22 protein-coding genes and 1 pseudogene are annotated in these 26,414 nt (G+C 40.0%); 11 read left to right on the forward strand and 12 right to left on the reverse strand.

Features of this window, described 5'->3' with window-relative positions; genetic code table 11:
* Positions 1-10 precede the first annotated feature (10 nt).
* Positions 11-1,477 carry a cytochrome-c oxidase, cbb3-type subunit I gene (ccoN, locus tag BZK24_RS04305; protein ID WP_077656688.1) on the reverse strand — a complete coding sequence of 489 codons (1,467 nt, stop codon included), beginning with the start codon at positions 1,475-1,477 and terminating at the stop codon, positions 11-13.
* A gap of 170 nt (positions 1,478-1,647) precedes the next feature.
* On the opposite strand from ccoN, the gene BZK24_RS04310 reads away from it, so the two are divergent.
* Positions 1,648-3,096 (forward strand): DASS family sodium-coupled anion symporter, encoded by a 1,449-nt coding sequence (locus tag BZK24_RS04310; RefSeq protein ID WP_077656689.1) that lies wholly within the window; start codon positions 1,648-1,650, stop codon positions 3,094-3,096.
* Positions 3,097-4,083, forward strand: a complete 987-nt coding sequence (locus BZK24_RS04315; protein ID WP_077656690.1) for an adenine-specific DNA glycosylase — start codon at positions 3,097-3,099, stop codon at positions 4,081-4,083.
* Between the two features lie 23 nt (positions 4,084-4,106).
* Here the strand turns inward: BZK24_RS04315 and BZK24_RS04320 are convergent, their stop codons facing one another.
* Together BZK24_RS04320 and BZK24_RS04325 are read right to left on the reverse strand one after the other, a co-directional pair.
* Positions 4,107-5,762 (reverse strand): L-lactate permease, encoded by a 1,656-nt coding sequence (locus BZK24_RS04320; RefSeq protein ID WP_077656691.1) that lies wholly within the window; start codon positions 5,760-5,762, stop codon positions 4,107-4,109.
* 48 nt (positions 5,763-5,810) lie between these two features.
* Positions 5,811-7,460, reverse strand: a complete 1,650-nt coding sequence (locus BZK24_RS04325; protein ID WP_000397996.1) for an L-lactate permease — start codon at positions 7,458-7,460, stop codon at positions 5,811-5,813.
* 220 nt (positions 7,461-7,680) lie between these two features.
* Here BZK24_RS04325 and BZK24_RS04330 point away from each other — a divergent pair, with 220 nt between their 5' ends.
* From BZK24_RS04330 to BZK24_RS04345, 4 genes are read left to right on the forward strand one after another with little or no spacing between them, the layout of a single operon-like run.
* Positions 7,681-8,409 (forward strand): (Fe-S)-binding protein, encoded by a 729-nt coding sequence (locus tag BZK24_RS04330; RefSeq protein ID WP_000867254.1) that lies wholly within the window; start codon positions 7,681-7,683, stop codon positions 8,407-8,409.
* Between the two features lie 28 nt (positions 8,410-8,437).
* Positions 8,438-9,883: a LutB/LldF family L-lactate oxidation iron-sulfur protein gene (locus BZK24_RS04335; RefSeq protein ID WP_077656692.1), complete on the forward strand. Its 1,446-nt coding sequence runs from the start codon at positions 8,438-8,440 to the stop codon at positions 9,881-9,883.
* Positions 9,876-10,511, forward strand: a complete 636-nt coding sequence (locus tag BZK24_RS04340) for a LutC/YkgG family protein (RefSeq protein WP_000032032.1) — start codon at positions 9,876-9,878, stop codon at positions 10,509-10,511. The genes BZK24_RS04335 and BZK24_RS04340 overlap by 8 nt, the downstream gene beginning before the upstream one ends.
* Positions 10,512-10,520: 9 nt before the next feature.
* Positions 10,521-10,979 carry a peroxiredoxin gene (locus BZK24_RS04345; RefSeq protein ID WP_000412952.1) on the forward strand — a complete coding sequence of 153 codons (459 nt, stop codon included), beginning with the start codon at positions 10,521-10,523 and terminating at the stop codon, positions 10,977-10,979.
* A 227-nt stretch (positions 10,980-11,206) separates the two neighbouring features.
* Here BZK24_RS04345 and BZK24_RS09805 read toward each other — a convergent pair whose 3' ends face one another.
* Positions 11,207-11,341, reverse strand: coding sequence for an HP0135 family lipoprotein (locus BZK24_RS09805; RefSeq protein WP_001222899.1), 135 nt, complete (start codon positions 11,339-11,341; stop codon positions 11,207-11,209).
* A gap of 289 nt (positions 11,342-11,630) precedes the next feature.
* On the reverse strand, positions 11,631-12,980 hold the full coding sequence (locus BZK24_RS04355; RefSeq protein ID WP_077656693.1) for a class II 3-deoxy-7-phosphoheptulonate synthase: 1,350 nt from the start codon (positions 12,978-12,980) through the stop codon (positions 11,631-11,633).
* Positions 12,981-13,161: 181 nt separating this feature from the next.
* Between BZK24_RS04355 and BZK24_RS04360 the strand changes: the two genes are divergently transcribed.
* Together BZK24_RS04360 and BZK24_RS04365 are read left to right on the forward strand one after the other, a co-directional pair.
* Positions 13,162-14,403: a serine/threonine transporter gene (locus BZK24_RS04360; RefSeq protein ID WP_000046391.1), complete on the forward strand. Its 1,242-nt coding sequence runs from the start codon at positions 13,162-13,164 to the stop codon at positions 14,401-14,403.
* Complete coding sequence (locus BZK24_RS04365; RefSeq protein WP_077656694.1) at positions 14,403-15,770, forward strand: L-serine ammonia-lyase; 1,368 nt, start codon at positions 14,403-14,405, stop codon at positions 15,768-15,770. Before BZK24_RS04360 ends, BZK24_RS04365 begins: the two co-directional genes overlap by 1 nt.
* 896 nt (positions 15,771-16,666) lie before the next feature.
* Here the strand turns inward: BZK24_RS04365 and BZK24_RS04370 are convergent.
* A complete protein-coding gene (locus BZK24_RS04370; protein ID WP_077656695.1) occupies positions 16,667-17,527 on the reverse strand; it encodes a hypothetical protein in 861 nt (286 codons plus the stop codon).
* On the opposite strand from BZK24_RS04370, the pseudogene BZK24_RS09880 reads away from it, so the two are divergent.
* Positions 17,451-17,643: pseudogene (locus tag BZK24_RS09880) on the forward strand (hypothetical protein). The gene BZK24_RS04370 and the pseudogene BZK24_RS09880 sit on opposite strands and share 77 nt — an antisense overlap.
* Positions 17,644-17,951: 308 nt before the next feature.
* Here the strand turns inward: BZK24_RS09880 and BZK24_RS04380 are convergent.
* The 6 genes from BZK24_RS04380 to thrS all read right to left on the reverse strand — a co-directional run bounded on the left by BZK24_RS04380 (position 17,952) and on the right by thrS (position 22,859).
* Positions 17,952-18,386 carry a DUF1104 domain-containing protein gene (locus tag BZK24_RS04380; protein ID WP_143424377.1) on the reverse strand — a complete coding sequence of 145 codons (435 nt, stop codon included), beginning with the start codon at positions 18,384-18,386 and terminating at the stop codon, positions 17,952-17,954.
* A gap of 348 nt (positions 18,387-18,734) precedes the next feature.
* On the reverse strand, positions 18,735-19,595 hold the full coding sequence (locus BZK24_RS04390) for an outer membrane protein (RefSeq protein ID WP_077656697.1): 861 nt from the start codon (positions 19,593-19,595) through the stop codon (positions 18,735-18,737).
* Positions 19,596-19,793: 198 nt separating this feature from the next.
* Positions 19,794-20,144 (reverse strand): 50S ribosomal protein L20, encoded by a 351-nt coding sequence (gene rplT / locus BZK24_RS04395; RefSeq protein ID WP_001264161.1) that lies wholly within the window; start codon positions 20,142-20,144, stop codon positions 19,794-19,796.
* A gap of 93 nt (positions 20,145-20,237) precedes the next feature.
* Entirely contained in the window at positions 20,238-20,432 is a 195-nt protein-coding gene (gene rpmI, locus BZK24_RS04400) for a 50S ribosomal protein L35 (RefSeq protein WP_001125547.1), read from the reverse strand.
* The gene (infC, locus tag BZK24_RS04405; RefSeq protein WP_021174850.1) at positions 20,413-21,024 is read right to left on the reverse strand and encodes a translation initiation factor IF-3; all 612 of its coding nucleotides are present in this window, start codon (positions 21,022-21,024) and stop codon (positions 20,413-20,415) included. Before infC ends, rpmI begins: the two co-directional genes overlap by 20 nt.
* Positions 21,021-22,859, reverse strand: a complete 1,839-nt coding sequence (gene thrS, locus BZK24_RS04410) for a threonine--tRNA ligase (protein WP_077656698.1) — start codon at positions 22,857-22,859, stop codon at positions 21,021-21,023. Before thrS ends, infC begins: the two co-directional genes overlap by 4 nt.
* Positions 22,860-23,214: 355 nt before the next feature.
* Here thrS and ppsA point away from each other — a divergent pair, with 355 nt between their 5' ends.
* On the forward strand, positions 23,215-25,647 hold the full coding sequence (gene ppsA / locus BZK24_RS04420; RefSeq protein ID WP_077656699.1) for a pyruvate, water dikinase: 2,433 nt from the start codon (positions 23,215-23,217) through the stop codon (positions 25,645-25,647).
* A gap of 96 nt (positions 25,648-25,743) precedes the next feature.
* The coding region (locus BZK24_RS04425; RefSeq protein ID WP_143424378.1) for a DUF874 family protein at positions 25,744-26,414 on the forward strand (671 nt) is incomplete at its 3' end.

Genomic DNA, 26,414 nt, shown 5'->3' on the forward strand with positions numbered 1-26,414 from the left:
TCAACCTCCCTTATCTAGACATAGGCGTGGCGTAATTGGGCTCACGCTCTAATTTTTTGCCTGCCGTGATTGTCATAAAAATATTGTAGGCAAAAATAATAAATCCAATAAAATACATAAGACCCCCAACGCCTCTAATATTGTAATAAGGGATTAGCACCTTAACCGTGTCAATGAACTGGTAAGTGAGATTCCCATACTGATCCACATCTCTCCACATCATCCCTTGCGTGATCCCTGCAATCCACATGGACGAAAAGTAAAGAACAATCCCTAAAGTCATGATCCAAAATTGGAAATCCACAAGCCTGCCTGAATAAATCTCTCTTTTGAAAAGCCTAGGCGTCATGTGATACATGCTCGCAATCAAAGTGAAGCCTACCCAACCAAGCACGCCGTCATGCACATGCCCTATAATCCAATCGGTGAAGTGGGCCAACGCATTCACGCTCTTAATGGCTTGAATAGAGCCTTCTAAAGTGGAAAGCATGTAGAAAGTTGAAGCTAAAACTAAGAATTTGATCAAAGGGCTTTCTTTGAGCTGGTGCCATTGGCCTCGCATCGTTAAAAGCATGTTAATGGCTGTCCCCCACGAAGGCAAGATCAACACCACTGAAAACACGCTAGAAAGGGTTTGCACCCAATCAGGCACGGTGGAATAAATCAAGTGGTGTCCGCCCGCCCAAATATAAACAAACATCAAGCTCCAAAAAGAAAACAAAGTGAGTTTGTAAGAGAATATAGGCTGACCGCTCTCTTTAGGCAAGAAATAATAAATCGTGCCAATCACCCCACTCGTAAAGACAAAAGCGACCGCATTATGCCCCCACCACCATTGGATGAGCGCATCATTACTGCCTGAATACATAGAAATAGAATGCCAAACGCTCCCCATATCAGCGACAAAATAGGTGGGGACAGAAAGGTTATTGAAGATATACATCACCGCTATACCCACATAAGTAGCGATGTAATACCATAAAGACACATAAATGGTATTTTCCCTCCTAACGCTCATGCTCCCAAACATATTAACCCCCCATAGCACCCATGCCACAACCACAATAATATCTAAAGGCCACATCAATTCAGCGTATTCTTTAGATTGAGTAAGACCAGCAAACAAGCTAATAACCCCTAGGACTAAAAGAAGAATCCAGAGCCAAAAATGCAATAACCCTACAATTTTCAAAAAGGGGTGTTGGTGGTAAGTGATTTTAAGTACCCTTTGACCGATATAATACCAACTCGCCCAAATCCCTCCAAGAGTGAAACCATAGATCACCGCATTCGTGTGTAAAGGGCGTAAGCGGCCAAAAACGCCATACTCCCCTGCAATGTAGTTCAAACTAGGGAAGGATAACTCAAAGGCTAACACGATCCCTATTAACATGCCTATTATCCCAAAAGCGATCATCGCATAAAGAAACAATTTGCTAATGGAATAATCATAACTCAAAGGCACATTTTCTTGCATGCAATACTCCTATTTGTAGTAAATTCAACAAAGATAAACATACATTATAATGTTTTATCTTTTTCAAAAAGCTTAATTTTTAATCTTTTTCGGTAACATTGTAATAACTCAATCCCATTTGAATGGCATTTTTAAGCCAAATTGCTACTATCTTTGGCTAAAGGTTAAACATGATTAAACAAACTCTCACCATCATTGCCCCTTTTTTTATCGCAGCATTATTGTATTTTTTAGGCGCACCGGATGGGTTAAACCCTAACGCATGGCTTTATTTTTGTATTTTCATGGGCATGATTATAGGGCTAATTTTAGAGCCGGTGCCATCAGGTTTGATAGCGTTGAGCGCGTTAGTGTTGTGCATAGCGTTAAAAATTGGAGCGAGCGATGGAGTAGCGAGCGCTAATAAGGCTATTTCATGGGGTTTGAGCGGGTATGCGAATAAAACGGTGTGGCTTGTGTTTGTCGCTTTTATTTTGGGTTTAGGGTATGAAAAAAGTTTGTTAGGGAAACGGATCGCTCTTTTACTGATTAGGTTTTTAGGGCAAACCCCTTTAGGTTTGGGCTATGCGATCAGTTTGAGCGAATTGTGTCTAGCCCCCTTTATCCCTAGCAATTCCGCTAGAAGTGGGGGCATACTCTATCCCATAGTTTCTTCTATCCCGCCTTTAATGGGTTCTACTCCTAGTAATAACCCTAACAAAATCGGCGCGTATTTGATGTGGGTCGCTTTGGCTTCAACTTGCATCACTTCGTCCATGTTTTTAACCGCGCTCGCTCCTAACCCCTTAGCAATGGAAATCGCTACCAAAATGGGGGTGAATGAAATCTCATGGTTTTCGTGGTTTTTAGCGTTCTTGCCTTGTGGGGTGGTTTTGATCTTGCTTGTGCCTTTATTGGCGTATAAAACCTGCAAACCCACCTTAAAAGGCTCAAAAGAAGTGAGTTTGTGGGCTAAAAAAGAATTAGAAAGCATGGGGAGATTTTCTTTAAAAGAAATTTTAATGTTGAGCCTCACTTTATTGGCTTTACTGGGTTGGATTTTTGGCAAACCTTTAGGCTTGCATGCGAGCGCGACGGCTTTGATTACCATGGTGTTAATGGCGTTTTGTAAGATCGTAAGCTATGAAGACATCATTAAAAACAAGAGCGCGTTCAATATTTTTTTATTACTGGGATCGCTACTCACGATGGCTGGCGGGCTTAAAAATGTGGGTTTTTTAAATTTTATTGGCAATGCGGCCCAAAATTTTTTAGAGCATGCTCACTTGGATCCGTTAATAGCGGTATTGTTTATTGTAGCCTTATTCTATCTGTCGCACTATTTTTTCGCTAGCATCACCGCTCATGTGAGCGCGTTATTCGCACTTTTTGTAGGGATTGGTTCGCATATTCAAGGGGTCAATTTGCAAGAATTGAGCTTGTTTTTAATGCTTTCTTTAGGGATTATGGGGATTTTAACCCCCTATGGCACAGGCCCATCCACCATTTATTACGGGAGCGGGTATATTCCAAGCAAGGATTTTTGGAAATTAGGGTTTATTTTTGGCTTTGTGTATTTAATCGTGTTTTTAAGCGTGTGTGTGCCTTGGGTCAAATTCATCGCTTACAGGTGGTTGTAGCTGGAAACTTTACACAACGCCCTTTTAGAATGGTATGAAGAATGTGGGCGAAAGGATTTACCTTTTAGGAATTTAAAGGGCATTAACGCTCCTTATGAAGTCTATATCAGCGAAGTGATGAGCCAACAAACCCAAATCAACACGGTGGTTGAGCGTTTTTATTCCCCTTTTTTAGAAGCTTTCCCCACTTTAAAAGACTTAGCGAACGCTCAATTAGAAGAGGTTTTATTGTTATGGCGAGGGCTTGGTTATTATTCAAGGGCTAAAAATTTAAAAAAAAGCGCTGAAATTTGCGTGAAAGAACATAACTCACAATTACCTAATGACTATCAAAGCCTGTTAAAACTCCCTGGGATTGGCGCATACACGGCTAATGCGATCTTGTGTTTTGGCTTTAGAGAAAAGAGCGCATGCGTGGACGCTAATATCAAGCGCGTGCTTTTAAGGCTTTTTGGTTTGGATCCTAATATCCACGCTAAAGACTTACAAATTAAGGCGAATGACTTTCTTAATCCTAATGAAAGCTTTAATCATAACCAAGCCCTAATTGATCTAGGGGCTTTAATCTGCTCCCCTAAACCCAAATGCACGATTTGCCCCTTGAATCCTTATTGTTTAGGTAAAAACCACCTAGAAAAACACACGCTTAAGAAAAAACAAACAATCATTCAAGAAGAGCGTTATTTAGGCGTTGTGATCCAAAATAACCAAATCGCTTTAGAAAAAATAGAGCAAAAACTCTATTTTGGGATGCACCATTTCCCTAATTTAAAAGAAAATTTAGAATGCAAACTCCCCTTTTTAGGCGCCATCAAACACAGCCACACTAAATTCAAGCTCAATTTAAACCTCTATTCAGCTGCAATAAAGGATCTAAAAAACCCTGTTCGTTTTTATAGCCTTAAAGACTTAGAGACCTTACCCATAAGCTCTATGACGCTTAAAATCTTGCATTTTTTAAAACAAAAAAATTTATTTGAGGGTTAAACCCTGCTAAATCTAAAATGGCTCTACTTTATCGCAGGCACCACTTCAGGGATCAAATACGCAATCGCGCTGATCACAACTCCCATGATCGCTACAAAAATAAGGGAGTATTTAACCGTGAATTTGAACAAATCGCTCTCTTTCCCGGCTAACCCCACCGCCGCGCAAGCGATAGCGATGCTTTGAGGGCTTATCATCTTGCCCAAAGTGCCACCCACGGTATTAGCCGTTAGGGTTAAAATCTCAGGGAGGTGCAATCGTTGGGCGGTGAGTTGCTGTAAAGAGCCAAACAAAAGATTAGAGCTCGTATCGCTCCCGGTTAAAAACACGCCTACCCACCCGATCAGGGGCGAGAAAAAAGTAAAAGCCAAACCCGTATGGGTGAGCGCTAAGGCTAGAGTGGAAGAAATCCCGCTGTAATTAGACACATAGGCAAAGCTTAAGACTAAACCAATGGTGAGAATGGGGTAGCGCATTTCTTTTAAAGTCTCGCCAAAGACGCTCACTGCATCGCTCACTCGCACCCTTAAAACGAGCATGCTAATAAGAGCGGCTAAAAAAATGGAAGTGCCAACCGTGTTGATTAAGAGAAATTTAAACACCACAGGAAAACTCACGCTTTGATTGGCTTCTACAAAAGGCGGGCTTTTAAAGATGTGGTTGCTGATGTTATTGAATTCAAAATAAAAATTAGAAAAAGCTAACAAGCCGTCTTTTTCAAATAAAGCTTTAAAAAAAGGCTGTATCCATAACACAATCACTAAAACCAAAATCACAAAAGGAGACCAAGCGACATAGATTTTACAGATATGATGGTTAGTTTTAGTGAATGAGACGGCTTTGCCGTCGCTTCTAAAAATCGCTTTAGGCTGCCAAAATTTCAAAAAGAGCGCTGTCGCAACGAGTGAAACAAGGGCTGAAATAATACCAGGCAATTCTGGCCCTAAATAATTAGAGCTTAAAAATTGTGCGCCAGCGAAAGAAAAAGCCGCGATAAAAACGGCCGGAAAAGTCTCTTTAATCCCTTTAAAGCCATCCATTAAAAACACAATGAAAAACGGCACTAACAAGCTCACAAAAAAGAGGATTTTACCCGTCATGGCTGAAATTAAAATCGCTGGCACCCCTACCGCGCTCGCCATAGCGCTTATAGGGATACCCACCGCGCCAAAAGCCACAGGAGCGGTGTTAGCGATTAGGCATAACCCGGCAGAATATAAAGGGCTTAACCCTAAGCCCACTAAAATCGCTGCGGTAATGGCAATAGGCCCTCCAAAGCCGATCGCTCCTTCTAAAAACGAGCCAAAACAAAAGCCAATCAAAATCACTAAAATCCTGTGATCTAAAGTGATGGACTGGACGCTTTCTTTTAAGATTTCAAAATAGCCGGATTTAACGCTGAGTTTGTATAAAAAAATCGCCGCAATGATGATCCAAGCGATCGGCCATAGGCCATAAAGGAAGCCATAAAGGAAGCTTGATCCCACCATGCTAACAGGCATTTTATACACTAAAACCGCAATAATGGCTGATAAGGCCACGCTCAAAAAGGCCGCTGTATAACCTTTGAGTTTAAAAACCATTAAAGATAAGAAAAATAATAAAATCGGCAATAAGGCTACAAGAGCGCTCAGCCAAATATTACCCAAAGGGTCATAAACTTGATGAAATTCTGACACTAAAAATCCCTTTAAAAAATATTCTCTTACTCCACTAAACCCCCTCCATTAAGTAGGAGTAACTGGAATAATAAAGGGGAAGACATAAGCAATAAGAGTGAAGACAATCCCCATAATGATTGCCAAAGCGATAGAGTATTTTACTGTAAATCTGAACAATTCGCTCTCTTTCCCCACTAACCCCACCGCCGCACAAGCGATAGCGATACTTTGAGGGCTTATCATTTTACCCACAACGCCCCCTGAAGTGTTGGCCGCTAAGAAAAGCACTTCAGGCAAGCCAAGCTGTGTAGCGATGAGCATTTGCAAAGAGCCAAATAAAAGATTAGAGCTCGTATCGCTTCCGGTTAAAAACACCCCAAGCCAGCCTACAACAGGCGAAAAGAAAGTGAAAACATGCCCAGTATCCGCTAACGCTAAAGCGAGCGTGGCGCTCATGCCGCTATAATTAGCCACATACGCGAACGCTAAAACCACGCCAATGGTTAAAATCGGCAAACGCATTTCTTTTAAAGTGGCCCCAAACACCCCTATCGCATCGCTGATTTTCACGCGCAGCAAAAACACGCTTAAAAGGGCAGCTAAAAAAATGGAAGTGCCTGTCGTTAGGATCAAAGGGAATTTGAACACGACAGGAAAGCTTTTCGCTTCAGTGACAATGGGAGCGGTCTTGAAAATCTTTTGACTGATAGAATTAAATTCAAACGCAAAGCTAGAAAACGCCAAAACTCCGCCTTCTTTAAAGAGCGCTTTAAACCAGGGTTGCGTCCATATGATGATCGTAATCGTGAGCAACACAAAAGGCATCCACGCCACGATCACCTTACAAATATGGTGTTTTTCTGTGCTGATTGTGGGCTCTTTGCCATTGCTGGTGAAAATGTGCTTGGGCTGCCAGAATTTTAAAAACAAAGTGGTAGCAATCAATGACACTAAAGCTGAAATAATATCCGGAAGCTGCGGCCCTAGATAATTAGAGCTTAAAAATTGTGCGATAGCGAAACTAAACCCGGTAACAGCCACTGCAGGAAAAGTCTCTCTAATCCCTCTAAAACCATCCATTAAAAACACGATGAAAAAAGGAATGCCAATGGAAAAAATGGGTAACACCCTGCCCACCATTTGAGAAATCTCTAATTCAGGGATACCCACCACGCTAGCCATCGCCGTAATAGGGATGCCCACTGCACCAAAAGCTACAGGAGCGGTGTTAGCGATCAAACATAACCCAGCAGCGTATAAGGGGTTTAGCCCAAGACCCACTAAAATCGCCGCTGTGATCGCTACCGGGCCTCCAAAACCGATCGCTCCTTCTAAAAACGAGCCAAAACAAAACCCGATCAAAATCACTAAAATGCGATGATCCGGCGTCAAGCTTAAAATGCTTTCTTTTAAAATCTCAAAATACCCGGATTTCACTGAAAGATTGTAAAGAAAAATCGCAGCGATCACAATCCATGCGATCGGCCACAAGCCATAAAGAAAGCCATAGAAAAAACTCGCGCTCACCATTTGAGCGGGCATTTTATACACAAATAACGCGATAAGGATTGAAAGCGCTAAGCTTAAAAACCCAGCGCTATACCCCTTAAGTTTAAAGACAATAAGAGAAATAAAAAAGAGCGCAATAGGCGAAAGTGCGACTAAAGCGCTCAGCCAAATATGGCCTAATGGGTCATAGACTTGATAAAATTCCATAAATTTTCCTTGAATAATTAAAAGTATTTCTTTATCTTACTTAAAAGAAAAAACTAATTTTAAGTAGCATTTAATATTAAGTCAAATTTAATGGGTTTGTGGTTTATTTTAGTAACAATATTTGAGCGAGTGGGTTTATCAACTTGTGGTTACAATCTTACTAATTTTGAGTATTATATTGTGTTTGAAACTCTTAATTTAGAATTTTAAGGAGTCTTCTTTGAAAGTCAATTTCTTTGCTACTTGTCTAGGAGCAGCCATATACAGCAACGCATCGCTTAACGCTATCAAATTACTCCGTAAGGAAAATTTGGAAGTGGTTTTCAAAAAAGACCAGACATGTTGCGGCCAGCCAAGCTATAACTCAGGGTATTATGAAGAGACAAAAAAAGTCGTTTTATACAATATCAAGCTTTATTCCAATAACGACTACCCTATTATTTTGCCTAGCGGTTCATGCACAGGGATGATGCGGCATGATTATTTGGAATTGTTTGAAGGGCATGCGGAATTTAACATGGTTAAAGATTTTTGCTCTAGGGTGTATGAATTGAGCGAATTTTTGGATAAAAAATTGCAAGTCAAATATGAAGATAAGGGCGAACCCCTTAAAATCACATGGCATTCTAATTGCCATGCCTTAAGGGTGGCTAAAGTGATTGACTCGGCGAAAAATCTCATCAGACAGCTTAAAAATGTGGAACTCATTGAATTGGAAAAAGAAGAAGAATGCTGCGGGTTTGGGGGGACTTTTTCGGTTAAAGAGCCTGAAATTTCAGCGGTTATGGTCAAAGAAAAGATTAAAGACATAGAAAGCCGTCATGTGGATGTGATTGTTTCAGCGGATGCGGGGTGTTTGATGAATATCAGCACCGCTATGCAAAAAATGGGCTCTCTAACAAAACCCATGCATTTTTATGACTTTTTAGCCTCAAGGCTTGGACTTTAACATTAAAGAATTATTTTAAGGAATGATCATGGAAAAATATCATAGCGACCAGGAATACGAAGAAATCATCACCGACCAATTAGGCGATATGCAATTAAGGGAAAATTTGCGTTCTGCAATGGATACCTTAAGGGCTAATCGTAAGAATCTGATTAAAAATCGTTACAGCGAGTGGGAAAATTTAAGGGAATTAGGCAAAGAAGTCAAGCTTAAAATTTTATCCAGGCTTGATGAATATTTGGAATTGTTTGAAAAAAACGCCACTCAAAACGGCTTTAAAATCCATTACGCTAAAGACGGCGATGAAGCTAATGAAATCATTTACAACCTCGCTAAAGAAAAGAATATCAATCGCATTTTAAAGCAAAAATCCATGGCGAGCGAAGAAATTGGCTTGAACCATTACTTGAAAGAAAAGGGCATTCAAGCGCAAGAAACGGATTTGGGCGAATTGATTATCCAACTCATCAATGAACACCCTGTGCATATTGTCGTGCCGGCTATCCATAAAAACCGCAAGCAAATCGGTAAGATTTTTGAAGAAAAACTCAACGCCGCTTATGAAGAAGAGCCTGAAAAGCTTAATGCGATCGCCAGAAAACACATGCGCAAAGAATTTGAAAGCTTTAAAATGGGGATTAGTGGAGTTAATTTCGCTATCGCTAATGAGGGGGCGATTTGGTTAGTGGAAAATGAGGGTAATGGGAGAATGAGCACCACCGCATGCGATGTGCATGTCGCAATTTGTGGGATTGAAAAATTAGTAGAAAGCTTTGATGATGCAGCGATTTTAAACAATTTGCTCGCCCCAAGTGCGGTGGGCGTGCCTATCACATGTTATCAAAACATTATCACAGGTCCTAGAAAAGAGGGCGATTTAGACGGCCCTAAAGAAGCCCACATCATTTTATTAGACAACAACCGCTCCAATATTTTGGCTGATGAAAAGTATTACCGCGCTCTTTCATGCATCCGTTGCGGGACTTGTTTGAACCACTGCCCTGTGTATGATAAAATCGGTGGGCATGCTTATCTTTCTACTTATCCTGGCCCTATAGGCGTGGTGGTATCCCCCCAACTCTTTGGCTTGAATAATTACGGGCATATCCCTAATTTGTGCAGTCTTTGCGGGCGTTGCACTGAAGTATGCCCCGTAGAAATCCCTTTAGCCGAACTCATTAGAGATTTACGATCGGATAAAGTGGGCGAGGGCAGGGGCGTAATTAAGGGGGCTAAAAGCACCCAACACAGCGGGATGGAAAAATTCTCTATGAAAATGTTTGCCAAAATGGCAAGCGATGGGGCTAAGTGGCGTTTCCAATTGAAAATGGCTCAATTTTTCTCGCCTTTAGGCAAGCTTTTAGCCCCCATACTGCCTTTAGTCAAAGAGTGGGCGAGCGTTAGGACCTTACCCAATATGGACACGAGCTTGCATGCCAAAGTCCAACACTTAGAAGGGGTGATTTATGAGTAAAGAGCTTATTTTAAAGCGCATTAAAGAAGCCAGAGCCAAACATGCCATTCAGGGAGCAAACCCTGCTTATAGAAATATCATTAAAGTGGAGTTTGAAGACTTGGTGGAAGAATACAAGCATTTCCAGGTGTTGAATAAAGCCGAAGTCATTGAAAGTGCTAAAGAAAATTTAGAGCAAGCCATTTTAAAGGCTTTAGAAAATTTTCAAAGCAAAAAAGTCTTACACTCTACGGATTTGAATTTGAATTTTGAAGCGTTTAAGGATTTCACTTTACAGCCCTATGATAAAGAAATTGAAGCGATGCGTGAAGAGTTGTTTGAGATTGATACGGCTTTATTGCATGGGGTTTGTGGGATTTCAAGCTTGGGCATGATTGGGGCGGTTTCTTCGCATGCAAGCCCGCGATTGCTTTCACTCATCACCCTTAATTGCATCATTTTATTGAAAAAAGAATCCATTGTGCGCAATTTAAGCGAGGGCGTGCAAGCTTTAAAAAATCAAGGCCAAAACGGCGCATTACCCACAAACATGCTCCTTATTGGCGGGCCTAGCCGGACAGCTGATATTGAATTAAAAACCGTTTTTGGGGTGCATGGGCCTCAAAAAGTCGCTGTCATTCTCTATTAAAGGATAAGAATGGAAAAATTAGAAGTAGGGCAATTAGCCCCTGATTTTAGATTGAAAAACAGCGATGGCGTAGAAATTTCTTTAAAAGATTTGCTCCATAAAAAAGTGGTGCTGTATTTCTACCCTAAAGACAACACCCCAGGATGCACTCTAGAAGCCAAAGATTTTAGCGCTCTGTTTAGTGAATTTGAAAAGAAAAACGCTGTTGTCGTAGGCGTAAGCCCTGATAACGCGCAATCGCATCAAAAATTTATCAGCCAATGCTCTTTGAATGTGATTTTGCTCTGCGATGAAGATAAAAAAGCCGCCAATCTTTACAAAGCTTATGGCAAACGCATGCTTTATGGGAAAGAGCATTTGGGGATTATCCGCTCCACTTTCATTATCAACACGCAAGGCGTTTTAGAAAAATGCTTCTACAATGTCAAAGCGAAAGGGCATGCTCAAAAGGTTTTAGAGAGTTTGTAGTTTCGCTCTCTAGATTTCGCCCGTTTTAGTTTTAAGCTTTTTAGCCATTCTCTCACTTTTAAAAACTTGTTTTTTAAACTTCGTTTGATAATAAACTTCATAAGGGATAAGGAATGTTTTGAAATCATTCCCCCTACAACCCTAAGATCGCTTTACAAAAAACTATCACCCACTAGCTTTTTGATTGTGTTTATTTTAAAAAATGCCTTTGAGTATTTTTACAATTTTTATTTTTGTTCAGGTTGCCAAATGGTTTTTTCTGAAGGGGTGCTATCGGCTTCGTTTTGTAAGATTTGTTTTTTAGTTTCGTGGCAAGCCACAAACAATAACGCTAAAATTACAGCTAAAAGAGAAATTCTCATTTCAAGCTCCTTTGAATATTAAAATGCCTACAATAATTATAAAGAAAAAGAGTTAAAGATAGATTAATATTTGGCTCTGTTTTCATCAAATGTCGGCACTCAAAACCTTATTTAACCTTATTATCCTTTAATTTTTAAAACTTTATTTTACACAAAACTCATTCTCTTAAGGGGATAACTGGGGTATTTTGAAATAACTCCCCCCCTACAACCCCCAACTAAATCCCCCTATAGAACGCGCTACAAGAAACGATCGCTTGACTAAAGCCTCTTATTATTTTGATTTCAATCAAGATCGTTGTTTTTTAAGCATGTCAGCGATTAAGAAAGCGAGTTCTAGGGCTTGAGTGGCGTTTAGTCTTGGATCGCATTGCGTGTAGTAATGGTAGCTCAAACCCTCTTCGGTGATCGCTTGCGATCCACCGATACATTCTGTAACATTTTCACCCGTCATTTCCAAATGAACCCCTGAAGCCAAACTCCCTTCAGCCCTATGGATTTCAAAAAAGCTTTTCACTTCATCTAACACGCTATCAAAAGCCCTTGTTTTAACCCCCAAGCTGGTTTTAACCGTGTTGCCATGCATGGGATCAATGCTCCATAAAATATGGCGTTTTTCTTTCAACACCCCTTGTAAAAGCTTAGGCAAACGCTCTTTAATCATCTTAGAACCCATGCGCACGATCAAATTCAAACGCCCCTTAATGTTGTGCGGGTTTAAGACATCGCACAATTCTAACACTTCGCTCACGCTCGCATTAGGCCCGATTTTCACGCCAATAGGGTTACAGACTCCCCTTAAAAACTCCACATGCGCGCCCTTAGGGTCTCTTGTCCTTTCGCCAATCCATAGCATGTGCGCGGAACAATCATAAAACTGGTTAGTCAAACTATCCTTACGCACCAACGGCTCTTCATAATGGAGCAGTAACGCTTCGTGGCTGGTGTAAAATTCCACTTCCCTAAGGATAGGCGTTCGTTCTATCTCCACCCCACACGCTCGCATAAACCCTAAAGCTTGCGTGATCCGATCAGCGATTTGCTGGTATTTTTGCCCAAAATCGTTGTTTTTGACAAAATCCAAATTGAAACGATGCACTTGTTCCAAATCCGCTAACCCGCCTTGGGCAAAGGCTCTGATAAGGTTTAAAGTCGCTACGCTTTGATGATAAGCTTTAAGCATTCTTTCAGGCTTTGGCTCTCTTTCTTTTTTGGAAATCCCATTGATAATATCCCCTCTGTAACTCAACACTTCTTCATCATCTAGTATTTCAGTCGCATTAGAGCGAGGCTTGGCAAATTGCCCGGCAATGCGCCCCACTTTCACGATTGGTATAGAGCCAGCAAAAGTTAAGACAATCGCCATTTGCATCATCACTTTAAACATGTCCCTAATCCGGTTAGCGCTAAATTGAGAAAACGACTCCGCGCAATCGCCCCCTTGCAACAAAAACGCCTTATTGTCAATGACTTGGGCTAAACGCTCTTGCAAATTCCTCGCTTCGCCAGCAAACACTAAGGGAGGGTAGGAGTGCAATTCTTTTTTGACCCTTTCTAATTCTTGCTTATCTTTATAAGTGGGGTGTTGCTCTATCTTAAAAGAATGCCATGAAGTGGGCGACCAGGTTGTGTTTGACATTTCTATAATCCTTTATTAATCTTTTTTTAAGCGTTATTATAGCTTGTGCGGGTTAAATCGTGGATTTTAGAAAATAAATGCGTGCCCAAAACCACCCCCATAATCTCAAAAAACCCCAATCATAAAAAGCTTTATGCTACAATGAGAGCTCTTTAACACGATACAAGGGCGGTTTAATAGCATGGCACAAGAAAAAGCGGTTCTAAGAGATCCTAAAAAACTCAATTTGTTTGATTTGCGTTGGATGGCGTCCTTGTTTGGCACGGCGGTGGGGGCTGGGATTTTATTTTTGCCTATTAGAGCCGGTGGGCATGGGGTATGGGCTATTGTGGTAATGAGCGCGATCATCTTCCCTTTAACTTATCTAGGGCATAGAGCTTTAGCTTATTTCATAGGATCTAAAGACAAAGAAGACATTACCATGGTCGTTCGCTCTCATTTTGGCGCTCAATGGGGTTTTCTTATCACTTTGCTTTATTTCTTAGCGATTTATCCTATTTGCTTGGCTTATGGGGTGGGCATCACGAATGTGTTTGATCATTTTTTCACTAACCAGTTGCATTTAGAGCCTTTTCATCGGGGCTTACTGGCTGTGGTGTTAGTTTCTTTAATGATGTTGGTGATGGTTTTTAACGCTACGATTGTTACACGCATTTGTAACGCTCTAGTGTATCCTTTGTGTTTGATTTTATTGCTTTTTTCTTTGTATCTTATCCCTTATTGGCAGGGCGCTAATCTTTTTGTGGTGCCGAGTTTTAAAGAATTTGTGTTAGCGATTTGGCTAACCTTACCGGTGCTTGTGTTTTCATTCAACCATAGCCCCATTATTTCAACTTTCACCCAAAATGTGGAAAAAGAATACGGCGCTTTCAAAGAATATAAACTCAATCAAATTGAATTAGGGACATCGCTGATGCTTTTAGGGTTTGTGATGTTTTTTGTGTTTTCGTGTGTCATGTGCTTGAATGCTGATGATTTTGTGAAAGCAAGGGAACAAAATATCCCCATTTTAAGCTATTTTGCTAACACCTTAAACAACCCTTTAATCAACTATGCGGGGCCTGTGGTGGCTTTTTTAGCGATTTTTTCATCTTTTTTTGGGCATTATTATGGGGCTAAGGAAGGTTTAGAAGGCATTATTATCCAAAGTTTAAAATTAAAAAAAGCTTCTAAAACCTTGAGTATTAGCGTAACGATTTTTTTATGGCTGACTATCACGCTTGTGGCTTATATTAACCCTAATATCTTGGATTTTATTGAAAATTTAGGCGGCCCCATTATCGCGCTCATTCTGTTTGTGATGCCCATGATAGCTTTTTATAGCGTTTCTAGTTTGAAGCGTTTTAGAAATTTCAAAGTGGATATTTTTGTGTTTGTCTTTGGGAGCTTGACGGCTTTGAGCGTGTTTTTAGGACTATTTTAATGGCTAGTTTTTCTATTTTATCCATTTTTAAAATCGGCGTGGGGCCTAGCTCTTCACACACCATAGGGCCTATGGAAGCGGGGGCGAGATTTTGCGGGTTGTTAAAAGGCGTTTTAGAGCAGGTTGTGCGCGTTCAAATCACCTTGCATGGCTCATTAGCTTTAACCGGTAAAGGGCATTTGAGCGATGAGGCGGTTTTAATTGGCTTGCATGGCATTTACGCTAACGAATTAGATATAACAACCAAAAAAGCCTTATTGCATGAAGCACTTGAAAACAAAGTTTTAAAACTCGCTAACCAACATCGCATTCCTTTTGATTATGCTAAAGATTTGATTTTTGACAACAAACCTTTAGCCAGACACCAAAACGCTCTCATTCTAAAAGCTTTTAACGCTAAAAATGAGGTTTTAAAAGAAGAGACTTACTATTCTGTCGGTGGAGGGTTTGTCTATACTGAAAAAGAATTAGACAACTTATCTAAAGAGGGTGGAAATGAAAGCATTGCCTATGATTTTTCAAGCGCTAAGGAATTGCTAGAATTGTGCCAAAAACACCAAAAAAGCATCGCTGAAATCGTGCGTTTGAGAGAAGACGCCCTGAAAAACTGCCCTGATGCAACGATGGCTAAAATTTACCATGCGATGCTTGAGTGTTATGATAATGGGGCTAATTCTAAAGAAAAGTATCTGCCTGGTTCTTTGAGGGTAACACGATTAGCCCCAAGCATTAAAACGCGCCTAGAAAAGCACCCTACAAGCGGGAAAGACCCCTTAGCGTTGATTGATTACATTTCGCTTTACGCTCGCGCCATTGCTGAAGAAAACGCTAGCGGAGGAAAGGTAGTAACCGCCCCCACTAATGGAGCGTGCGCGGTGGTGCCAAGCGTGCTTTTATACGCTAAAAACCATTTGTTTGAAAATTTATCGCAAAAAGCCATCAATGATTTTTTACTCACCAGCGCGGCGATTGGCTATCTTTACAAAAAAAACGCTTCCTTGAGCGGTGCAGAAGCCGGATGTCAGGCTGAAATTGGCGTGGCAAGCTCTATGGCTGCGGGGGGGTTAGCCCATTTGTGCCAAGCGACCACGCAACAGGTTTTGATCGCTAGTGAAATCGCTATGGAGCACCATTTAGGATTGACATGCGATCCGGTGGGGGGCTTGGTGCAAATCCCTTGCATTGAACGCAATGTTTTAGGGGCGATTAAAGCGATCAGCGCTTCTAAATTAGCCTTAGAAGATGAATACAAGCCTAAAGTGAGCCTGGATGAAGTGATCGCTACGATGTATGCGACCGGGAAAGACATGAATGAAAAATACAAAGAGACTTCGTTAGGGGGGTTAGCTAAGACTTTAGAATGCTAAGGGATAGCTCTAATCTTTAGGGGTTTTATTTCCTAAAAAAGGCTTTGTTTTTATCAAATGCAAATAAATCTTATCCAACTTTAATATCCTTCAAAAATTTTAAACATAGGGTTTTAAAGCGTTATTGCATCGTTTTGGATTTCATTTTGTAGTAAAAAGTTTATTTAAAACTCATAAGGGGATGGGGATATTTTTTGAAATCATTCCCCTACAACCCCTTTTAAAAATCCCCCTAACTCCATAAGAGCATGTTATGAGAAACTATCACTCGCTTTTTGCAAACTTTTTTTGATTGTGAAAAACACTCAAAGGCATCAATGCCAATACTCCAGTGAAGTGCCCAACCGCTAAAGCGATTGGGCTTCCTAGGCTGATGTTGCCCATAGGGAGAGTTTGGTTCTCACTCTGTGTCCCTATAGTAGGGATTTTACAGAGTTTGAGCTCCAACGCATTCCCTACAGGTCTCACACATCATATCGCCAAAGGCGTAACTTTGCACACTTCCTACGCTAGATACGAATGTATGGGGATATGATACCATGAATTGGTAGCATTCATCCCAAACACTAAAGACGATTGGGATTTCTGCTAATGAGTATTAAAAACTTTTTACACTCTATAAAATGCGTTGGAATGTCTTGAGGTTGTGTTTAACTCTATCAATCGCTATATTTCAAAGATTTTTGCATAACAAAACCTTAAGCTTACCAATCGTTACCACAAAAAAAGCCAAAAAGCTTAAAGTCTAAAGATTTTAAAAAAGCGGTGGTTTTTAAAAAGATAGTCTTAAACATAGGATAGAGTGATAGGGAGCTAAAAGTCCAAATATAAAGCCTAAAAAGGAGTGCTTAAGAGATTTGTTGAAAGCCCCCTAAAAAGGTAGGCTAACTATTTTACTATTTTTCAGACTTACTAGAGTCGCTAATTTGTTTTTCAAACTCCTGTTGCAAGGCTTGTTGTTGCCTTTCTTTCTTTGAAAGGCGACGTTTTTTCTTAGACTTTTTCTCTTTTTTTGAAGAAGCCTCTGGCTCTTTTGAAGCTGTTTCTTTGAGTGCGTTAGCATTGGTCGTAGAATCTAGATCCGAATTAGAAGCGTTCTGTGTCCTCTTAGAAGAGCTTATAAATTCAGGGCTATCAGTATGGCTTTCAAGCTCCCCACTGCTCCTCTTTTGAAACGCTGCCTTAGTGTCTTTCTCAGCTTGCTCTTCCATTCTCTTAAAAGTGGCTACATCCAGTTTTCTAGCCTTTTCTTTTTGACTCACCCTAACCATGCTGATCAAATATTTGATATACCCATCATACATGTCCCCAAACTGCTCATGCAAAGCCCCAAAATCCGAGCCTTTGTAAAGCCAGTTAAACAAAGGGAGTGAAAGCTCTGTCCCTAAATCTTTAAGCACATGCTTATAAAACTTTTCTCTGTCATTCACCACAAAAGAAACCTTACCATTCCTATGCTCATAATAACAAATCTTTTGCTCCACGCAATATTCCAAACTCCCCTTAAAGAAAGCTCCAAAAGCGGATAAATCGCCCTTACTCATCTTGGTTTCAGAATACTGGTTAAAATTCTTCACGCGCTCTTTTTCCAAATCAACCATACTCTTTAAAACCCTCTTGCGGTCTTTTTTCACATTCCCTGTGGAGCTTTCAGAAAACATAACATTGGGATCAACTGTAGTGTTAATAGTGGCAGAATCCGTTTCTGCTCTCAACAAAAAAGTCGTGGCCGCTAAAAAAAATAAAATCCGTTTCACACCAAACTCCTAACTAATATATAACCGCAACAAAAATAGATACCGTTCTTCATAAAAGCTCTCTTTTGAAATCTTCTTCTATTTATAAAAACCACTTAGAATTCAAGCTATTTTAATCATCTTAAAATACAGACTTTCAAAGGGTATTTATCATTTGGGTATGATACTATAAATATCCAAAAAATACAAACACTCCAAAAACTTTAACCCTAAAAATTTGAGACGCTCTTTACAGCTAAGGGATTTTAAGAGTAGCAAGACCCACCCACCAGATAGATAGCCTCTATTTTAAGAGTCAACGCCCAAACGCTATGACAGAATTATAACAAAAAAAACGCCTTATATCCCCACAGCCAAAAGCTAGGGACTTGCGGCGTGGTTTTACAAAAATCAAAAAAAGTTAGCACACCCTAATCGCTAATGCTTATGATGGTCTGATTTTTTCCCTTTTTTTCCCTTTTTTTCCCTTTTTTTCATGATCATGAAAAGGGCCTTCACATGTGCAATCATGCAAATCTAACCCTTCTTCACGGTATTCTTTCATGGTCATTGTTTTCTTTTTGTTAGCAATCACTTCAAGAATTTCTTTTTTACGCTTGTTGCGATCTTCTTGACTTAAAGAAGCCAAATTCTTATCCATCGCTTTCTTAAAATCCGCTTTATAATTTTTACGATCTTCTTCGTTCATCACTGCTAATCGCTTATTGACTTCTGTGCGAAACTCTGGAACTTCGCTAGGAGCGACTTTCCCTGCTTGCTCCAATAGTTGCTTATCATTCATGCTCTTAAAATCACTCGCATTCAAAAAAAGCCCCAAAAAAGTCCCTGTAAATAATAAAGAAACCGCTAATTTTTTCATCAAATGCTCCCAATTCAAAAATAAAAGACAGATTCTATCATCTGATTGATTAAAGATAACTTATAGCGCTTTAATAGCCAATTGATTTTTAGATTTTACAATCAGCACTCCATTAAAACAGCTAACCTATATTCCCTATCATTATTTTCAAAAATAATGAACTCATTTTTGATTTTTCAAAGATTTGTTTGTGTGCGGTTGTTGGTAAGTTCAATTGCTTGTAAGGATTGTGCTTTAATTTTTGCGCCGTATTGATTTTTTAAAGCCTTTGATACAAGAAAATCATAAAGGACCATAAAGAGCAAAAGCCCTTTTCTATACCCCCCCATAAATTAACCCTAAAACACCTTAAAAGCTTACAATGTAACGCCAATAAAAGGCATAGGGGCGGTGAAAGGTGAACCTATAGGTAGTCCTTTCAGGAACATTATCCGCACTAGCGGTATAATAATTGTTGCGAATGGTTTGGATTTTCAAGCCAATTTCAAAACCTTGGTGTTTAGTGCCTAAGCGGATCCCACCATTCACTAAGACCTGGAAATTTGATGGGTGGAAACTCCCTCTATATTCTTCAGCTAAGTCCTTAAAATAATAGTTTGTTGGACCCCAAGAGGTGCCACCAATCGCAACGCCCAAGAAAAACCCAAAATGCAAGTTCTCACGATTGAAAATAGCCGGGTTAAACAACACATCTGTGCCAGCCCCATAGCCAAACATGAAATTTTGAGAACCCTTGCGAGCGTCTCTCATGCCATAACTATTATAAGTGTAATACTTGTAATAAGAGCTTGCAAAATCAAAGAACCCGTAATAACGCATTCCAAATTGCGGGGATTTCTTGAAAAAATGCTTATACCCTACAACAAACCCAAAACCATTGATAGCGTATTGTTGGTTGCTTAAGCCTTTATACCCACGAGTCCCTAGAGCGCCATGGGTAAGCCCTCCTGTGGGGTTTGACGCTGTGGGCATGTTGGGCGTATTAGAGCCATAAGCCCCACTTTGATTACCATTACAATTGCCATTGGAACAATTTTGAGCGGTAGTGCTAAGCATACCCAACTGGTAATCAATCCCTATAAAAGCAGCATTTCTTTCACCTTTTTTGGTAGGGCTAGTCTTAATAGCTTTTTCTTGCTTAGGGGTCTCTGCTGACAACAAGCTTGTCATTGCTAGAGAGATAGCACCTACTATAACAGATTTCTTCATGTATTCCTTCCTTCTACATTTTCTCTATTTGAGTTCTAAATGCTACATTCTACTATAAAATTACTTTCTTTTTGATTAAATATAGCGATTGAATGAAAATAAATTGAAACAAAAATCAATTTTAGGAACTTTTTAGTAAAAATTCCTAAATCCTCTCACCTTTTTAGGCTAAAACTAAAACCTAACAGCCAATAGAGATTAAAGATGCTCTTTCACGCTCTCTAACACGCTCTTAAAGGCTTGCATGTCATTCATCGCCATGTCTGCTAAAACCTTGCGGTCTAATTCAATATTAGCCACTTTTAGGGCATGCATGAAGCGCGAATAACTTGTTTCATGCATTCTGCAAGCCGCATTAATCCTTACCACCCACAAACTCCTGAACTCTCTTTTCTTTTGTTTGCGATCCCTAAAGGCGTAATACATGCTCCTTTCAAGCTGTTCTTTAGCCTTTCTAAAATGCTTTCTTCTGCCACTATAAAACCCTCTAGCGAGTTTTAAGACTTTTTTATGGCGTCTTCTGCGCACAACGCCTGTTTTAACTCTCATTTCTTTACCTTTCTTTTTAAAATATTTTTAGGTGCGTTTTTCAAACGACTTTCCCTTAATAAGGGGATTAACTCCACTTTCTAATGAGCATTCCTAAGCCCTGCAAAGCAACGACATGACAGAATGCGCGTTAGTGTGATGCACATGTTTTGGCGCGTTTAAATTGGCTTTACGCTTAGAGCTTTTTTTAGTCAAAATATGGCTTTTAAAAGCGCTGCCACGCTTAATCAAGTTTTTTTTAACTTTGAAACGCTTAGACGCGCCGCGATTAGTCTTCATTTTTGGCATGATTTTCTCCTTTCATAAGGTTAATACGATTAAAAGGCGGGTTATTTTCTTTGGTTTTCTTTTCGTTTTTGGGGGCTTCTTTAGCCTTAGGCACAAACATCCACGAAACGAAACGCCCCTCGGTTTTTGGCTCTTTTTCAGGGTTGGCTAAATCTTGCATCATCGTTTGGACTCTCAAAAGCACATCAAGCCCGGCTTTTGAGTTTTGGCTCTCCCTACCCTTTAAAACCACTTTGAATTTAACATGTTTATTGGCTTCAATAAATTCTCTCGCATGCTTGACTTTGTAGTTAATATCGTTTTGCGCGATTTGAGTGGAAAGCTTGATCTCTTTGATTTCAATTTGCTTTTGCTTTTTCTTGGCTTCCTTGATTTTCTTTTCATTTTGGTAGCGGAATTTATTGTAATCCATCACCTTACACACGGGAGGTTTCGCGCTCGCTGAAATCAAAACCAAATCCAAACCTAAATTTTGAGCGATATTGAGCGCTTCTTTGGAAGAAATGATCCCATACACTTCGCCATTATCACCCACGCAACGCACTTCTTTAAAATTAATGTCTCCGTTTAACAACACTTCGCTTCTACTCAAAAACTAACCTCTTGCATCTTAGATTCAACCATGTTTAAAAACTCCTTTAAGGGCATTTTATATTGAGCTTGTTTTTCTCTGTCTCTAATGGATAAAATTTCCGTCTCCACTTCCTCATTCCCTAACACTAAAATCATAGGGATTTTTTGCTTTTCGGCTAATCGCACTTTTTTATTCAAGCTGTCGTTTTTATCCAACACTTCTACAAAAATATCACGCTTTTTTAATTCCTCTTTTAATTTCAAAGCAAAAACATGATGCTCTTCATTAATAGGGATGAGAGCGATTTGAGTGGGCGCAACAAAGAAAGGGAAATTCCCCCCAAAATGTTCGCTCAAAATCGCAATAAACCTTTCAAACGAGCCTAAAATCGCTCTGTGGATCATCACCGGCTGTTCAGCGTGATTGCGTTCATTAGTGAAAGCGAGCTTGAAGCGTTCAGGCAAATTCATATCCACTTGAATCGTGCCGCACTGCCATTTACGCCTTAAAGCGTCAGTGATTTTAATGTCAATCTTAGGCCCATAGAAAGCCCCTCCTCCTTCATCAATCTTATAATCAATGCGGTGTTCTTTTAGGGCTTCTTTTAAAGCGTTAGTGGCCTTTTCCCAAACTTCATCATCGCCTATGGATTTAGTTGGTCTAGTGGATAATTCCATTTCATAGCTAAAGTCAAACGCTTTCATGATCTTATGCGTAAAATCTAAAATCGCGCTCACTTCGCTTTGGATCTGTTCAAAAGAGCAAAAAATATGTGCATCGTCTTGGGTAAATTCCCTAACCCTTAAAAGCCCATGCAACACGCCGCTTTTTTCATGCCGATGCACCACGCCGTATTCATAAAACCTTAAAGGCAAATCCCTGTAGCTGTGTAGAGTGCTTTGATAGACCTTAATATGCCCCACGCAATTCATGGGCTTTATGCCGTATTCTTGCTCATCAATCGTGGTGAAATACATGTTTTCTTTATAATTGTCATAATGCCCGCTGATTTTCCACACATCGCTCTTTAAAATCTCAGGGCCTTTAACCGGCTCATAGCCTCTTAAAAGTAACGCTTTACTCAATAAATCTTCAATGCGCTTCCTAAGCCTTGCCCCTTTAGGTAGCCATAAAGGTAAGCCCGCCCCTATCTCATCATCAAAACTAAAAAGCCCTAGCTCCACGCCCAGCTTTCTGTGATCTCGTTTTTTCGCTTCTTCTATTTGGAAAAGATAGTCTTTTAAGCCCTCTTTAGTGGCAAAAGCGATGCCATAGATTCTAATGAGCATTTCATTGTTTTCATCGCCGCCCAAATAAGCCCCAGCCAGTTTAGTGAGCTTGAAATGGTTTAAAAAACGAGTGTTTGGGAGGTGCGGCCCCTTACACAAATCTTCAAACTCGCCTTGTTGGTACACGCCAAAGGCGTCGCCACTGATTTTACTCATCACCGCATGCTTTAATTCATCGCCCTTAAAACGCTCCAAAGCTTGCTCTCTGGTTAAAACCTCTTTAGTGATAGCGAGCTTTAACTTCGCAAATTCTTTCATTTTCGCTTCAATTTTAGGCAAATCCTCTTCGCTGATTTTTGAAGCGGTCTTGAAATCGTAATAAAACCCCTCTTCTACCACAGGGCCTACAAAAAATTTCGCGTCCGGATAAAGGGCTTTCAAGCTTTGCGCGAGCAAATGCGCGCATGAATGCCTGATCACTTCTAAAGCCAAAGGCGAATCATCAAAATATATCGGCTCTGTCCCTTTTAACGCTTTAATCCCATCGCTCAGCCCTAAGACTTTCGCGCTCTCTAAATCTATTATTTGCTCGTCTTTATAAACAGCAATCAGTTCCGCACTCATTCTTTAAAACTTATGTTTCCTTTCTTCAAACCTTAAAAATTTAGCAATCTTTTGAGCCAAACCCGCATTGCACTTGCGAATCCACTTTCTCAGCTTTAGGGTCGCTCATAGGCTTTAAACACGCTTGTAAAAACACCATACAAAACAAATTCAATAGCAACCGCCTATACAAAACCACCCTTTCTATTCAAAAATACCTAACTAACCGCTCATTATACAATAAAATCATAAACTAAAAAGAATACACCCCTTATTAAAAGCTTAGAATACAAACTAGCTAAAACTAAAGCTCTATCATGCTATCATTATTATATTTTTGTTTTAAGAGACTTAATGATCATTTTAAGGGAGTTTTGTGCGATATATCAAGTTTTTCAAAGAGTTGAACAATAAGAATGTGAATCTGGTTGGGGGCAAGAACGCTAGCATTGGTGAAATGTTTCAAGAATTAGTGCCAATTGGTATTAAAGTGCCTGATGGCTTTGCGATCACCAGCGAAGCGTATTGGTATCTTTTAGAGCAAGGAGGGGCTAAACAAAAAATCATAGAGCTTTTAGAAAATGTTGATGCCACGGAAATTGATGTGTTAAAAATCCGCTCCAAACAAATCAGAGAGCTTATTTTTGGCACGCCTTTTCCTAGCGATTTAAGAGATGAGATTTTTCAAGCTTATGAAATTTTAAGCCAGCAATATAACATGAAAGAAGCCGATGTGGCTGTAAGAAGCTCCGCTACTGCAGAAGATTTGCCAGACGCTTCTTTTGCCGGGCAGCAAGACACTTATTTAAACATTAAGGGTAAAACCGAATTGATCCACTATATCAAATCCTGCTTGGCGTCGCTTTTTACCGATAGAGCGATTAGCTATAGAGCGAGTCGTGGGTTTGATCATTTAAAAGTCGCCTTGAGTGTGGGGGTGCAAAAAATGGTGCGAGCGGATAAAGGCAGCGCGGGCGTGATGTTTTCTATTGACACTGAAACCGGTTTTAAAGACGCGGTGTTTATCACTTCAGCGTGGGGGTTAGGCGAAAATGTGGTGGGCGGCACGATAAACCCTGATGAATTTTATGTGTTTAAGCCCACTTTAGAGCAAAACAAACGCCCCATTATCAAACGCCAACTCGGTAATAAAACGCAAAAAATGGTCTATGCCCCAAGAGGCAGCGAACACCCTACCAGAAACATTAAAACCACCAAAAAAGAATGGCAATCCTTTTCACTGAGCGATGAAGACGTGCTGATTTTAGCCAAATACGCCATTGAAATTGAAAAACACTACTCTAAAGAAGCCAAACAATACCGCCCTATGGATATAGAATGGGCTAAAGATGGCGAGAGCGGGGAAATCTTTATCGTTCAAGCGCGCCCAGAAACCGTTCAAAGTCAAAAAACCAAAGAAGAAAGTCAAGTCTTTGAAAAATTCAAGTTCAAAAACCCTAACGAAAAGAAAGAGATTATCTTACAAGGCAGAGCGATTGGGAGTAAAATTGGCTCAGGGAAAGTGCGCATCATCAATGATTTGGAGCATATGAATTCTTTTAAAGAGGGCGAAATTTTAGTTACGGATAACACCGACCCAGATTGGGAGCCTTGCATGAAAAAAGCGAGCGCGGTTATCACCAATCGTGGAGGGCGCACTTGCCATGCGGCGATTGTGGCGAGAGAAATTGGCGTTCCAGCTATTGTTGGAGTGAGCGGGGCGACTGATAGCCTTTATACCGGCATGGAAATCACGGTTTCTTGCGCTGAGGGCGAAGAGGGCTATGTGTATGCGGGCATTTATGAGCATGAAATTGAAAGGGTGGAGCTTTCTAACATGCAAGAAACTCAAACAAAAATTTATATCAATATTGGAAACCCTGAAAAAGCCTTCAGCTTTTCTCAGCTCCCTAATCACGGCGTAGGGTTAGCCAGAATGGAAATGATTATTTTAAACCAAATCAAAGCCCACCCCTTAGCTTTAGTGGATTTGCACCACAAAAAAAGCGTGAAAGAAAAAAATGAAATTGAAAACCTTATGGCAGGCTATGCTAACCCTAAAGATTTTTTTGTGAAAAAAATCGCTGAAGGCATTGGCATGATCAGCGCGGCGTTTTACCCTAAACCTGTCATTGTGAGAACGAGCGATTTCAAATCCAACGAATACATGCGCATGCTTGGCGGCTCTAGCTATGAACCTAATGAAGAAAACCCCATGCTTGGCTATAGAGGGGCTAGTCGGTATTATTCAGAAAGCTATAATGAAGCGTTTTCGTGGGAATGTGAAGCCTTAGCGTTAGTGAGAGAAGAAATGGGCTTGACGAACATGAAAGTGATGATCCCTTTTTTGCGCACCATTGAAGAGGGTAAAAAAGTCCTAGAAATCTTAAGAAAAAACAATTTAGAATCCGGTAAAAACGGGCTTGAAATTTATATCATGTGTGAATTGCCGGTGAATGTCATTTTGGCTGATGATTTCTTAAGCTTGTTTGATGGCTTTTCTATTGGATCAAACGATTTAACCCAGCTCACTTTAGGCGTGGATAGAGACAGCGAATTAGTCAGCCATGTCTTTGATGAAAGGAATGAAGCGATGCTCAAAATGTTTAAAAAAGCGATTGAAGCTTGCAAAAGGCACAACAAATATTGCGGGATTTGCGGGCAAGCTCCGAGCGATTACCCTGAAGTGACAGAGTTTTTAGTCAAAGAGGGCATCACTTCCATTTCTTTAAACCCTGATAGCGTGATCCCCACTTGGAACGCCGTAGCCAAGTTAGAAAAAGAATTGAAAGACCATGGCTTAACTTGATAATAAATGGGTTGATCTAACTTGAGTGGGTTTTTCGTATTAGTTTCCATGGTATAATTTTGAAAGGTGAGATTGTTTTTTGAAAAAAGGTTGGTAATGGAATCAGTAAAAACAGGAAAAACAAATAAAGTTGGCAAAAACGCAGAGACAGCTGACACAAAGGCAAGCAAAGAGACTCATTTTAAACAAGCGAGCGCCATTACAAATATAATCAGATCAATTGGTGGGTTTTTTACAAAGATCGCAAAGAAAGTTAGAGGACTTGTAAAAAAACATCCCAAGAAAAGCAATGCGGCATTAGTAGTATTGACCCATGTTGCATGCAAGAAAGCGAAAGAATTGGACGATAAAGTCCAGGATAAATCCAAACAAGCTGAAAAAGAAAATCAAATCAATTGGTGGAAATATTCAGGATTAACAATAGCGGCAAGTTTATTATTAGCCGCTTGTAGCGCTGGTGATACTGATAAACAGATAGAGTTAGAACAAGAAAAACAGAAGGCAAATAAGAGTGGGATAGAGTTAGAACAAGAAAGACAGAAAACAGAACAAGAAAGACAGAAAACAAATAAGAGTGAAATAGAGTTAGAACAAGAAAGACAGAAAACAAACAAGAGTGGGATAGAACTCGCTAATAGTCAAATAAAAGCAGAACAAGAAAGACAAAAGACAGAACAAGAAAAACAAAAAGCAAATAAGAGTGAGATAGAGTTAGAACAGCAAAAACAAAAGACAATTAATACACAAAGAGATTTGATTAAAGAACA

Origin of the sequence: Helicobacter pylori, from assembly GCF_001998165.1 — a bacterium.
Taxonomy (GTDB): domain Bacteria; phylum Campylobacterota; class Campylobacteria; order Campylobacterales; family Helicobacteraceae; genus Helicobacter; species Helicobacter pylori_DL.